Origin of the sequence: Acidithiobacillus acidisediminis (assembly GCF_023277115.1) — a bacterium.
GTDB lineage: Bacteria > Pseudomonadota > Gammaproteobacteria > Acidithiobacillales > Acidithiobacillaceae > Igneacidithiobacillus > Igneacidithiobacillus acidisediminis.
The window spans coordinates 324,802-337,229 of the sequence record NZ_JALQCS010000001.1 but is presented as its reverse complement, the minus strand read 5'-3'; the positions used below and the strand labels follow the sequence as shown (position 1 = coordinate 337,229).

Below are 12,428 nucleotides of genomic sequence, written 5' to 3'. Positions count from 1 at the left end.
CCTCCCAAGCCGGGCCGGACTAGTCAGTGCCATGGCGAACTGTTGCAGATATTGGCCGGTTCGCTGCGGGAGTTCACCACATACTTCACTTTTTGCATCCAGGAGGTGCTGATGGGAATGGCACTTGTTTGCGACAGCGTTTCCCGACTGCAGCAAGTGCCGATTCATTGCCAACGATCCGGAGCGTGATGAAGGAGGGCATATGAAGGCGATATTCAAGCAGACCGTTTTGATGGTCGCGATGATTACGGTAAGCACCGCTGTCGCTCTCGCGGCAACGCCAGCCTACAGTCGGTCTCTCGCGATGATTCAACGAGAGGCCAAACAGCCGGTATCCCACCAAGAGTTGGTGCGCTTTGTCTCTGTGATCAAAGAGATACAGCCCATAGACATCAAGGCCCATGAATTGGCAAAAAACCCCAAATTAAACAACCAGGAGAAGAGATATAAACTCGCCCAATACGAAGGCCAGATCAAGGGTGTGGTTCTCCATAACCACCTGACTCCGGTGCGCTATGCGTCCTTGATACGCAAAACGCAAATTGATCCACGCTTCGCCGCGCGAGTCAAAAAATATATTAGTTAGCAAGTCGATGAACAGGGAGAATCTTCTGATGAAAGAGCTCAGAATAACGATTACCAATGAACAGGCGATGTTGGTGGAAGGCCTGGCGGATAAGATTGAGGCGGGGAAGAAGGCTGGAATCGAACTCGTGGTGGAGATCGCCCGACAGAGACTGGAAGGCGGCCACTACGATCTGACGCCTATCGCCGCACCCAAACTCTACCCGTCCGTCCCGGAGAGTGCAGAAACCCAAACGACTCCTCCGGTGTCATCCCGGTGGTTGGACAAAGAGGAAACCACAGCACAGAGTGGGCTACCGGATGTGCCCGCCAATCTTCTGCATCCATTATCCGCCACAGGCGAGTCCGTAGATTGCGAGGGACGAAGGATCCCGGCCCCGCCTCCCTGGGAGGATCCACTACCCGAGATTCATTCCCGTATTCCCATCTACAATCCAACCGGACTGACCCAGGAACGGTATGATCAGCTGAGCGAGACAGACAAGATGTGTCTCAGTTGTGCGGCTTTTTATTTCGACGTTGCGGAACAAGGCGTCCGTATCCGCGCAGATGTACCCTGTCAGCAGCGAGATCCCAACAGTGGAGCGTGGGTGGATATCCAGCCCGCGCGGATCGCCGATTGGGAAAATCAACTGCTCCTCTGGTTTTTGGGAGATGGACCAGAGCTGTTTCAGAAATTTCGCTTTCCTGAGCAATGTGAAAAACATAGCGATATTGCGTCCAATAGCTGATCTTTCATTTCTCTGATAAACAGAAATTCACAAAACGTTTTTGACGTAAGTAAAAACGTCATGATATACCTAAACTTCCATATGATATATTAGGAGATCTGGAAATATGAAAATCAGAGTTCTCGCAGCCAGCGTTGCACCGGTAGCATTTGTTTTGGGGAGTAGCATGGCATTTGCTGCTATGTCTCCCTCTCCCGGCATGCAGTCCGGACAAGGCCAACCCACGCAGCCCTCAATGCAGGGTAAGCGATCTCTGACCGGCGTTCTTCCCTTCTGAGCAGGCATTGCCCAGCATGGCGCCATCGTTCTTGTAAAGGATTGGCGTCATGGAAAACACCCCAGAAGATAGCGGCAAGGTTCAGGCCCGGACGGAGGTCTGGCAGCAACGGATGCAGGAATACGAGGCTTGTGGCCTTTCTGCCCGACAGTTCTGCGCAGAACACGGACTGTCCCTGCCGCAGTTTTATTATTGGCGGCGTCGCCTGCGCCTGGAGAGCGGTGGCGTGGTAGCTCCCGGGGATGATGGGGAGGCGATGGCTCCTGCCTTCGTGGAATTGGGCCTGGGTGCTGTGCCACCATCTGCAGCGCGGGCGCTGCCCCTGGAGATTCGCCTCGACCTGGGGGGTGGCTGCGTCCTCTCGATTCGGCGAGGCTGAGGGATGTTCTTTCCGGAAGGACGCATCCGGGTCTTTCTTTGCCGGGTGCCGGTGGACATGCGTAAGTCCTTCGACGGGCTCTCGGCCTTGGTGCATCCGACCTTCGCCCAGGATCCCCTGTCCGGGCATTGCTTCGTCTTCGTGAATCGCAGGGCGACCCAGATGAAGGTGCTGTATTGGGATCGAACGGGATACTGTCTCTGGGCCAAGCGCCTGGAGCGGGGTGGCTTTTGGTCGTGGCGGCATCCCCCCAAAGCGGAGATCGACTGGACCGGTCTCAAACTCCTGTTGGAGGGCATCGATGGCGTCCAAAAAAGGCGCCGTTATCGGCACCAAAACGGAGAAAAATTCTCCTGAAACCCGCTGAAATGCTTGCGATATTAAGCAGTTAGTGTTATGATTCTGCTATGGATTTGGCAGAATCTCCCACCCCCAGAAACTACCCCGAAGCCCTCGCTGCCTGGCAGCTGCAGGTCGAGATCAATGCCACCATCCACAAGAAATTTGAAGCCCAAATCCAAGGGCTCCAAAGCCAGCTCGATTGGTTCCGCCAGCAGTTCTTCGGCCAGAAGAGCGAACGGCGCGTCCCTCCGCCTCCGGTCGAGCAGCTGAGTCTCGGTCAGGAGTTTTCTCCGGCGGAAGTCGCACCTGCGCCTCTTCGTATCGTCGCCGCCCATACTCGCGCCGCGCCCAAACGGCCGGAAGATCGGGCCGAAAGCCTGCCCTTCTTCGATGAGAGCCGGGTACCTACCGAAACCATCACCCTCCCGGCTCCCGAGATCGCAGGCCTCGATCCCGACGCCTGCGAGATCATCGATACCAAGGTCAGCTACCGCCTGGCCCAGCGGCCAGGCAGCTATGTCGTCCTCAAATACGAGCGGCCGGTGGTCAAGCTCCGGGAATCGGAGACCCTGCACACCGCCCCGGCTCCCATGGGGGTTCTGGACGGCAGCCGGGCCGATGTCAGCCTGCTGGCGGGAATCCTGACGGATAAGTTCCTGTACCACTTGCCGCTCTATCGGCAGCATCAGCGGATGGTGGCCCAAGGCCTGCGGGTCAGTCGCTCTTGGCTCACCGATCTCGTGCAACGGTCCATTCTGCTCCTGTCCCCCATCTATACGGCCCAGTTTGAGAGCATTCGCCAGTCTCGCGTGCTGACTATGGACGAGACCCCCATCAAGGCGGGACGCCGGGAAAAGGGCAAGATGCACCAAGGGTACTTCTGGCCGGTCTTTGGCGATGCCCAGGAGATCTGCTTTCCCTATGCCGAAAGCCGGGGCACCATCCACATCCGGGAGCTCTTGGGCCCCTTGGCGCCGGGTACGGTGCTCCTGAGCGATGGCTATGCCGCTTATGCCCGCTTCCAGAAAGAAAACGCGGGGCTGATCCATGCCCAGTGCTGGGCCCACAGCCGACGGGAGTTCGTGCGTGCCGAGGCCCACGCCCCGGAAAGGGTGGCCGAGGCCCTGGAGCAGATCCGGGCGTTCTATCGCGTCGAAGATGAGATTCGCAGCCAAGGATTGAGCGGTGCGGACAAGCGGCACTATCGCTATACCCATAGCCGCCCCCGGGTCGCCCAGTTCTTCACTTGGGTCGAACAGCAGCTGACGGATACGGCCTTGCTACCCAGCAATCCCTTCACCAAGGCCCTCGCCTACGTCCACAGTCGCAAGGGGCCGCTGCAGGTCTTTCTGGAAGAACCTGACGTGCCCATCGACACCAACCACATCGAGTGCCAGATCCGACCCATTCCCTTGGGGAGAAAAAACTGGCTCTTCTGCTGGACTGAACTTGGTGCAGAGCATCTCGGTATCATCCAGAGTCTGCTCAGTACCTGCCGCCTGCAGGGGATCGATCCCTACGATTATCTCGTAGACGTCCTGCAGCGGGTCGGTCAGCATCCGGCCAAGGACGTGGCCCAACTCACCCCTCGTCTGTGGAAAGAGCACTTTGCCCAGGCACCCCTGCGCTCCGATCTGCACCGCTTCCAGCAACACCGCTGATTCCACCGCCCACCTCAATCCCGACCAGGCAATAAGCCATCCTGCCTCATGCCAATGGAGGGGGGAAGAACGCCGCTGAGAGACCGGTTACAATGCAGGAACCACCAGCGCCCTCTTCAGTCGGGCATGTCAATGCGCAGGAAATGAAGAACTTTGCTGCTTCCGTAAAGGAAATACAGCCCATCAATCAACATGTTCAAGCTATTGCGGCAAATAAAAGCCTCAGCAAGGAACAGAAGCAGGAAAAGGTGCGGTCATACGGGAAACAGGCAATGGCAATCCTCAGTGAGCACCACCTGACGCCAGATGAGTACAACAGCCTCATCCACAAGGCAGAAACCGATCCAAGTTTCGCCAAACGTGCAAATGCTGAGATACAGAAGATCGGCTGATGGTAATGACTCTAGGATTAGTGATGTGCCATATAAAATCGGCTTAGACTTTGGCGGCTAAAACGTGACCGGATTGGGCTCGCCCACTCCGCTCTGTTCACGGGCACCCGCGGTGAGGTCCTGTAAATATCAGGCTTCGCACAGAAAGGATCAACATCAAAGAGGAGAATTTATTTCTGTCATTCAGGAGGTGAATATATGAGCAATAATCCCATCGTTGCGATCAACCAGTCCAAGGTCGCAAACCGACCGGAAAGTTATCAGACGATGATGAAGGTTGGACCAAAAGTGTGTATCACCACAGCATCTCACTCCGGGTTTTTGGGTTTTGAGCAGTTGTTGCAAACCGGCATTCATCCCATGGCGGGACGTTATGGCGGTGGCGCTATTGATATGCACGAAACTTTGAATCCCATTGGGATGTTTCAATACACGGTGTGGAAAGATGTAAAATCCCACGAAGAAATGCATCACGATAATTTCAAGGAGATCTACGAACTCTGCGGCGACTGCCTGGACATGGTCATCGAAGGCCCATGGGAGCCATACTACGAAATCATTCGCTCAGATTTGCCACCCATCGTCGCCATGACGGACGTGCCGGCGGCTCTCGGTGGAGCCTTTGCCAAGCAAGAGGCTGTGCCAAAAGTGGCATTAGCGGCGAAGCGGGCCATTGCCATCGGCGATCATTGGGTCATGGATGGCCATGAACAGCAATTTGAAGAAGGCGCGGAAAAGACGCTGCGCTGGTTCAAGGACAATGTGCCAGGAATGATTGGCTGGATGATCCTGAAGCAATTCGGGGTTTCTGCCATTGGTTCCTTCCAGCTCGACCCCCAGGGTATGCTCAAGGCGACCCTTGGAGCCAATCCTCCGGCCTACAATACCAACCGCGGTAGTGCGATCCCAGAGACTCCACCCATTCCGGGGCAGACGCCAACTCAATATTTGGTGCATATGGAATGGGAGTCCCCAGAAGCTGCACACATGGGCATTGCGCATGCCATGCTCGATTACGAATGTCGACAGATCCATAATGAGGGCGTTTTGGCGCACCTCGATAAAGGCCCCTACTACCAGATATTCGCACCCATGATGGAACAAGGACAGTGGCGAAAAAAACTGGTCAAGTGACGTAGCTGGAGAAATCCCGACGGCCCGCCTCGACGGTCGGGCGTTTTACATCATCTCAAAATGTCATATCCGGGTAGCCGAAGGAGATCACGAATGAACAGTGGACTAGTCGCTGGACTGGTTAGCGTGCTGGCTGGGCTAGCATTATCCGGATGCTCCGGCATTGATGACGGCCCCGCCGGTGGGCACACCGTAAATTGGTACTTGCATCATCAAGGGCAAATGCATAAGGAGAGTAAATGGTGCGCAGATAGCGCTGCCCGCCCCAAAAGCATGTCATGCAAGAATGCAGCAAAAGCTGGAAACGAGGCTTTATCCTATAACGCCAAGAAGACGGCGCAAAGTTTGGCGCATGACCTTTCGTGAACCTCCCTGCGGGCATGGCCGCTACCATTACGGGTTTATTATGTCTTATCGGAAACTGCTGCATATTGTGATCACCGCGTTTTCGGAAATCAGCATTCTGAGTATCCCGGTTCTCATCTATGTCTTCTTTGTCACAATCAGCATATATGCTGGAAATATATCAGAATTGTCCCTCGAGATATCTCTAATGTCGATTATTTACTTCTCGGATGCAGTTCTTGTTGCTCGGCGGATCGTTCATAACACTTGGAATCTGGCGATCAATGTCTGTCTTACGAGTGTAATTATTTTCTCTTCTTCCCTATTCACCCTAGAGTTGCTGGCCAACGGCACCAAAAATGCTGCCCTGATCTTTCAAAAGGGGTCCGGGGCGTACCTGGATATGCAGACAGCCAACGCTATTCTGATTCTCTGTGGCTTTGTGGTCAACCTCTCTCTGCGGATAATTGCGGATTGGCAGCGCGAGACCCGGAACATGCTGGAGAGTCTCTAGATTAAGATCCGGACGGTGGTGATACCCAGGGCCGTATATAATCTCTTCTGTGTATTCTTTCTGCTGATGATAACTACGTGATATTGTTGTCGGGTTGACAGACTGTTTACTACGTGCGATGGTCAGGAAGAAATTTATAAAAATTGGAAGGGATATTAATGGGTACAGTCGAATTTGAAAATCGTCGGCCCGGATTGCGTCGAGACGGTACGTTGCAGGGGCTGATCCTTGCCTGTGTCGGGGCATCTATCGGATCTGGGTGGCTGTTCGGGCCTTTATTCACCGCGAAGATGGCGGGTCCTTTCGCAATCGGGTCCTGGATAATTGGCATGGTCGCCATTTTGCTTCTGGCAGTTGTTTTCGCCGAGCTTGCCCCCTTGATTCCCAAGGCAGGTGCAGTCGTTCATTTGGCCAATGTGGGTAATGGCCCCATTGTTGGGAATATGTGGACCTGGATATTGTTTTTGTCGTACGCAACCATCGCGCCGATCGAAGTGACGGCATTGTTGACGTATGCCAATAACTATTTTCCTCATTTTCTCCAGCCGCACAGCGCATTGCTGAGTGCGCAGGGATACATATATGCGCTCATTGCTCTGGCCTTCTTTGTGGGTCTGAATTTCCTGTCGGTTCGCTGGATCTTCAGAATCAACAACGGCGCAACTTGGTGGAAAATTGGTATTCCTGCATTGACGGGTATTCTGTTTATTGTATTTGGTTGGCACTCCGGGAATTTTCATAGCATTCCCAAGAATACAGCAGGTAACATACAGGAGATGTTCGTGGCTGTGGCAACGGGGGGCGTGATATTTTCCCTGCTGGGTTTCCGTCATGCCATCGATCTTGCAGGGGAGAGCAAGAATCCCAAGCGTGACTTGCCCCTGGCGACCATCGTCTCGGTCTTGATTGCAGGCGGTATCTACATTCTGGTGCAAGTGGCCTTTATCGGCGCCGTTCCTACTGCAGATCTGGCGCATGGTGGCTGGGAACATTTACATTTTTCCGGCATCAATGGTCCGTTTGCGGCCTTGGCTTCGACCATAGGTATCACGTGGTTGGCTTTGCTGCTTTACGCCGATGCGTTTGTCTCTCCTGCGGGTACGGCATTGATTTACACTGCAACATCGGCACGCGTCACCCTGGCCACTGCGGAAAGTGGTGCCTTCCCGAAGGTCCTGGGCAAGATTAATGGCCAAGGCGTCCCCTGGACCAGTCTACTGCTCCTCTATGTCGTCGGCGCGATATTTTTCCTACCCTTTCCCTCTTGGCAGAAGATGGTTGGCTACATCGCATCGATGACGGTTCTCTCTTACGTGATCGGTCCCGTCGTTCTGTTACAGTTGCGCAAGGCCATGCCGCAGATGGAACGTCCGTTTACCCTGCCCGGAGCAAAGATCATCGCGCCCATATCCTTCGTCGTGGGGACCTGGATCGTATATTGGTCGGGTTTACATACCCTGAACTTCATCTTCGGCACCTTATTTGTCTTGCTGGGGCTCTACGCGCTGTGGGGCTGGTTCCGGAAGGAACCCATCAGCGAGATGGGCTGGCAACACATGTGGTGGATCATTCCATATTTTCTCGTGATTTGGGGCACCTCGTGGATCAGTCCCAAATCGCTGGGGGGCATGGGATTGATCAGTTTCTATGAGGGAATGGCGCTGATCGCGGCAGTCAGCCTCGTGATTTTTTACTGGGGCGTATACAGTGCGGTATCGGATCAGGAGATACGGGTGTATATGCGGACTCTCAATAAGAGAGGCGTGGGCGCACCGTGATTCTGTCCAGCTTGTAGGGTCTTTTCGCCGAGCGTCTCGGCAAGAAGATTTCGCGACTATTGGCAGAGCTGATCAACTACTCAGGAAACCCATCGATCCTTGGGTTTCCGATTTACTGCTGATCTTGTTCTTCCTTTCTTTCCTGTGCTGCGACTAAGGACATAATTTGGTCCCCAGCTTGGGGAGTGAGAGCATTTTCCGGTAAGCCAGCCAGGAACGGAAAGAGGTAGTCGCCGCGTAAGAGAAAGAGGGGCAGAAAACCTGTCAGGGCAAATTGCTGGCGGTATTCCTCCCAGCCAAACTGCTCACTGAGCTTGGTAATCTTTAGCGACCAACCGCTGCTGAGGCGTTGCAGCAGCTCTTCCGCCGTGGCTTTAGGGGCGAATAAATATTGTTGCCGGTGGCGGCGGGCCATGCGCCGGCGCGCACTTTTCTCCTGATGGCTGCCGTCGGATAGCGTGAAAACAGCTCGATGGCCAAATTCTGGGGTGTAGCGCAGACTGGCGACAAGATTGCGGGCGTTATCCGTGGATAGGGCGAGAAAATAACCGACTCCTACCAGGCTGAGCTCTCGATCAGCAGCTTCGGATACCGGCGAGCCGAAGAAGGTTTCTAAACCTTGCATGCGTGCCTCGCGAATTTGATGAAAATCGTCATCAATCAGCACGGGTCGAAACTGCCACTGGCGGAGATTTTGTGCGATCGCCATGGCAAAGGGATTGGCGCCAATAATCAGCACCCCTCGTGGCGCACCCTCGGCCACCCGTAATACCCGTGCCAAAGGTCGCGTCGTAAAGCTTGCGCTGAGTACGGTGAGGATGATCACCGCAAATGTCAGCGGCACGAAGTATTCTGCGCCGGGGTAGCGCATAGCCTCCAATTGGGCGGCGTAGACCGGTGCGCCGGCAGCAGCAACGATACCTCTTGGCGCGATCCAGGCACTGAGGGCGCGCTCCCGCCAAGTTAGGAGTTCCCGGCGATCATAGGCCAGGAGCAATTTGAGGGGCTGGGCAACGAATTGGATGACCAGATAAAGCAAAAATCCCCAAAAAAGCACCTCTGCCAAAGCACGTAACTGCAACCTAGCAGCGAGTAGCAAAAAGAGGAGAGAAATGAGCAGAATGGATAGACTCTCCTTGAAATTCAGGATGTGTTCGCGTGGTACGTCGCGCATGTTGGCAAGCCAGATACCCATCACGGTCACGGCAAGCAGGCCGGATTCGTGCACCAGGGAATTGGCGATGGCGAAGACGATAAAGACCGCACCCAGGGCGACAATGCCATGCAGGTAGTCGGGTATGGCGCGATTCCGTAGCAGTCTGCCCAAGCCATATCCCGCGCCGCAACCCAGCCCCAAGCCTAGGATAAGCATGCTGAAAAAGAGCGTGACGGCAGTCCATAGGCCGGTATTGCCTTGATGCGCGATCACTCCAGCAAAGACCAGTACCGCGAGGAGAGCGCCAATGGGATCGATCAGGATGCTTTCCCAGAGCAGCACATTACGGATCTTGTCGTTGGGTCGAGCAGCACGCAGGACCGGCCCGATAACCGTGGGTCCAGAAACAACAATGACGGCGCCAAAAAGAATTGCCATCGACCATGGGAAGCCCGTTATCCAGCGGGTGGCGACAGCCAGAATCAACCAATTGCTGAGAGCGCCGATACTCACCATACGGCGGACCACTCGACCCAAATTCCCAAGCTCGCGGATGTCGAGGCTCAGGGAGCCCTCAAATAGAATCACCGCAACGGCCAATGAAATGGCTGGAAACAGGAGGGGACCGAAAAGCTTGTCGGGTTCCAGAAGACCCAAGACCGGACCGATCAGGATCCCGATTATGAGCAATAAAAGTATTGCTGGGAGCTTCCAGCGCCATGCCAACCATTGGCTCGCCGCCGCCAGAATAACCAGAGCAGCCAGAATCAACATGACACTCATTGTTCTCTCCTGCGACGGGCGTCACAGTTTGACATGTTGACCCGTTACTCGCTACCCTACGCAGCTCGTTGGGGGATCGTCTAGCGGTAGGACAGCGGACTCTGACTCCGCTAACCGTGGTTCGAATCCACGTCCCCCAGCCAAATTTTCCTCGCTCTGGTGCCCCAAGTTGGAGCCTCGGAGCATCGCGCGCAAGGCCCGCAGTCAGAAGCCATTTTTCCACGCTCCCTGCAAAGCCAGGCAGCCGATTTCGACTGCTCTGGTCCTCCTCACAAAGCTCGCCTCAGTCGCCGTCGGTGGTAAGGCCAGCGGAACGTGCTGCTTCTACCCCCAATGCCGCCCAATCCACATCGGCTTCACCACGGGCTGCCAAGCCCAGGAAGCGATCACGCAGGATGCTGGAAAATGGCATCGGCACAGCCAATTTTTCTGCTGCCTCCCCCACCAGGCGCAGATCCTTTTGTCCGAGGGGGGCGGCAAATCCGGCTGGACGAATGGCACGGTCGGCAATCAGCTTGCCATAGTTGCGATGAATGGGCGCAGTGAACAGGGAACGTGTCAGAAAGTCGAGATAGGCGTGGCGATCGACACCGCCCTTCTCCACCAGTGCCATCGCCTCTCCCAAGGATTCTATGGTAGCCGCGATCAGGAAATTGCCACTCAGTTTTACCAGGTTGGCCAGCTCGGGCTGCTCTCCGACCCACCAGACATCCTGGCCCAGGCGCAGAAAAATCGGCCGGAGTTGCTCGACAAGGTCTTCCTGGCCCGCAGCGACAAGAAAGAGCTTGCCTGCGGCGGCGGCATCGGGGCGACCAAAGACGGGCAGGGAGAGGAAATTCTGGCCATTCGCGCCATGGCGCTCGGCCAGTTCCTTGGCCAGGGCGACGCTGATGGTGCTGCAGGATACATGGGTTGCACCCTGCGGTAGGCTGTCCAAGAGAGCGCCGGGCGCCAATACGACCTCGCGCACTGCTTGGTCATCCGCCAGCATGGTGAAAACGAGGTCACGATCGCCCATGGCCCCTGGACGAGCGACGGCAGTGACGCCGGAACTCAGCAATGCTTTTGCCGCCTCGGAATTCCGGTTATAGACGGTCAGTGAATCCTCAGCATTAGCAAGGCGTCGCGCCATACCGCTGCCCATACGCCCCAGTCCCAAAAATCCAATCTTCATGTAACCTCCAAACATTCATACCAGTTGGTTTAACGCTAGAGGCTCTGTCGCCCAGCGTCAAGAAAATATCCGTCCTGCAGGATCTCGCAGGCTTTGCTGCTGGCGGCAACCTGCTACACTGGCAGCATGAAAAGTTCGCAGAAAAACCAACTCGCGCAATCTTGGGTGTTTACCAAGATGCAGGGCCTTGGCAACGACTTTGTGGTCCTGGATGGTATACGCCAGTCCTTTTCTTTACGTGCCGAAGACTGCCGACAGATTGCCGATCGTCACTTTGGCATTGGCTGTGATCAGATCCTTCTGGTGGAGCCGGCTATCAGCCCCGACTGCGATTTTCGCTACCGAATCTTCAATGCCGATGGGAGCGAAGTAAATCAGTGTGGTAATGGTGCCCGTTGTTTTGCCGTGTTTGTGCAGCGCAGTGGGCTGAGCCGCAAAAATCCGCTGCGGGTAGAGACGCGATCCGGGCAGATGCTGCTGCAGATCCGTCCGGATGGCTTGGTAGAGGTGGACATGGGCGTGCCCATCCTCGACCCCGTCGCCATCCCTTTTCATGCAGCAGCACCGGCCATTCGCTACGCCTTGCCCTTCCGTGGGCAGGATCTGGAAATTGCCGCGGTGAGCATGGGGAACCCGCACCTCCTCTTGGCGGTGGCGGACTGTGCCCGCGCCCCGGTGGCGGATTGGGGACCGGAGCTGGAGATCCACCCCGCTTTCCCGGAACGCTGTAATGTCGGTTTTCTCGAGATTGCAGACCGCGAACACCTGCACCTGCGGACCTGGGAGCGCGGTGCTGGCGAGACCTTGGCCTGTGGCAGCAATGCCTGCGCTGCCGTAGTGGCGGGGCGACTGTGGGGCCAATTGGCGGAGGCGGTGCAAGTGACGCTTCCTGGCGGTACACTGGAAATCCACTGGTCTGGGCCGGGCGCGACGCTACGCATGATCGGTCCGGCGCAGGTGGTCTTTGATGGTACCTGGATCCCGCAAGGAGAAAGTCTATGAGTCAAGAGTTGTTGGATGCCATTGCCCGCACTCTGCAAGTGCCTGCGCAGCAAATCGGGTTTCTCGACAAACTTGCGCCCGAAGAATTGGAACAGTTGGCGCAGCTTATCGCCCGACTGGAAATCCATGCCGGGTCGGAGCAATACACGGATACCCATTGGGAGGATGACTGAGG

14 protein-coding genes and 1 tRNA gene are annotated in these 12,428 nt (G+C 55.7%); 13 read left to right on the top strand and 2 right to left on the bottom strand.

What is annotated here, in order from left to right; all coding sequences use genetic code 11:
• The first annotated feature begins 202 nt into the window (after positions 1-202).
• The 10 genes from M5D89_RS01760 to M5D89_RS01720 all read left to right on the top strand — a co-directional run bounded on the left by M5D89_RS01760 (position 203) and on the right by M5D89_RS01720 (position 8,138).
• Positions 203-586, top strand: coding sequence for a DUF4168 domain-containing protein (locus M5D89_RS01760; RefSeq protein WP_248884017.1), 384 nt, complete (start codon positions 203-205; stop codon positions 584-586).
• A 28-nt stretch (positions 587-614) separates the two neighbouring features.
• Entirely contained in the window at positions 615-1,316 is a 702-nt protein-coding gene (locus M5D89_RS01755) for a hypothetical protein (protein ID WP_248884016.1), read from the top strand.
• Positions 1,317-1,642: 326 nt separating this feature from the next.
• Entirely contained in the window at positions 1,643-1,972 is a 330-nt protein-coding gene (gene tnpA / locus M5D89_RS01750; RefSeq protein WP_248884015.1) for an IS66 family insertion sequence element accessory protein TnpA, read from the top strand.
• A gap of 3 nt (positions 1,973-1,975) precedes the next feature.
• Positions 1,976-2,329: an IS66 family insertion sequence element accessory protein TnpB gene (tnpB, locus tag M5D89_RS01745; protein ID WP_248884014.1), complete on the top strand. Its 354-nt coding sequence runs from the start codon at positions 1,976-1,978 to the stop codon at positions 2,327-2,329.
• A 50-nt stretch (positions 2,330-2,379) separates the two neighbouring features.
• Entirely contained in the window at positions 2,380-3,975 is a 1,596-nt protein-coding gene (tnpC, locus tag M5D89_RS01740; protein WP_248884013.1) for an IS66 family transposase, read from the top strand.
• A 92-nt stretch (positions 3,976-4,067) separates the two neighbouring features.
• A complete protein-coding gene (locus M5D89_RS01735) occupies positions 4,068-4,367 on the top strand; it encodes a DUF4168 domain-containing protein (protein ID WP_248884012.1) in 300 nt (99 codons plus the stop codon).
• 198 nt (positions 4,368-4,565) lie between these two features.
• Positions 4,566-5,501, top strand: coding sequence for a sulfur oxygenase reductase family protein (locus M5D89_RS01730; protein ID WP_248884011.1), 936 nt, complete (start codon positions 4,566-4,568; stop codon positions 5,499-5,501).
• A 60-nt stretch (positions 5,502-5,561) separates the two neighbouring features.
• On the top strand, positions 5,562-5,867 hold the full coding sequence (locus M5D89_RS14380; protein ID WP_431307143.1) for an EexN family lipoprotein: 306 nt from the start codon (positions 5,562-5,564) through the stop codon (positions 5,865-5,867).
• A complete protein-coding gene (locus tag M5D89_RS01725) occupies positions 5,788-6,360 on the top strand; it encodes a hypothetical protein (RefSeq protein ID WP_248884010.1) in 573 nt (190 codons plus the stop codon). Before M5D89_RS14380 ends, M5D89_RS01725 begins: the two co-directional genes overlap by 80 nt.
• A gap of 158 nt (positions 6,361-6,518) precedes the next feature.
• The gene (locus M5D89_RS01720) at positions 6,519-8,138 is read left to right on the top strand and encodes an APC family permease (protein WP_248884009.1); all 1,620 of its coding nucleotides are present in this window, start codon (positions 6,519-6,521) and stop codon (positions 8,136-8,138) included.
• A 112-nt stretch (positions 8,139-8,250) separates the two neighbouring features.
• On the opposite strand, the gene M5D89_RS01715 is transcribed toward M5D89_RS01720, so the two are convergent.
• Positions 8,251-10,077: a cation:proton antiporter gene (locus tag M5D89_RS01715; RefSeq protein WP_248884008.1), complete on the bottom strand. Its 1,827-nt coding sequence runs from the start codon at positions 10,075-10,077 to the stop codon at positions 8,251-8,253.
• Between the two features lie 69 nt (positions 10,078-10,146).
• Here M5D89_RS01715 and M5D89_RS01710 point away from each other — a divergent pair.
• Positions 10,147-10,220, top strand: a tRNA-Gln gene (locus M5D89_RS01710).
• Positions 10,221-10,360: 140 nt separating this feature from the next.
• Here M5D89_RS01710 and M5D89_RS01705 read toward each other — a convergent pair.
• Positions 10,361-11,251: an NAD(P)-dependent oxidoreductase gene (locus M5D89_RS01705; protein WP_248884007.1), complete on the bottom strand. Its 891-nt coding sequence runs from the start codon at positions 11,249-11,251 to the stop codon at positions 10,361-10,363.
• 93 nt (positions 11,252-11,344) lie between these two features.
• Here M5D89_RS01705 and dapF point away from each other — a divergent pair, with 93 nt between their 5' ends.
• Both dapF and M5D89_RS01695 read left to right on the top strand, forming a co-directional pair.
• Positions 11,345-12,253 carry a diaminopimelate epimerase gene (gene dapF / locus M5D89_RS01700; RefSeq protein ID WP_346347696.1) on the top strand — a complete coding sequence of 303 codons (909 nt, stop codon included), beginning with the start codon at positions 11,345-11,347 and terminating at the stop codon, positions 12,251-12,253.
• The gene (locus M5D89_RS01695; protein WP_248884006.1) at positions 12,250-12,426 is read left to right on the top strand and encodes a hypothetical protein; all 177 of its coding nucleotides are present in this window, start codon (positions 12,250-12,252) and stop codon (positions 12,424-12,426) included. The genes dapF and M5D89_RS01695 overlap by 4 nt, the downstream gene beginning before the upstream one ends.
• The last annotated feature ends 2 nt before the right edge of the window (positions 12,427-12,428 follow it).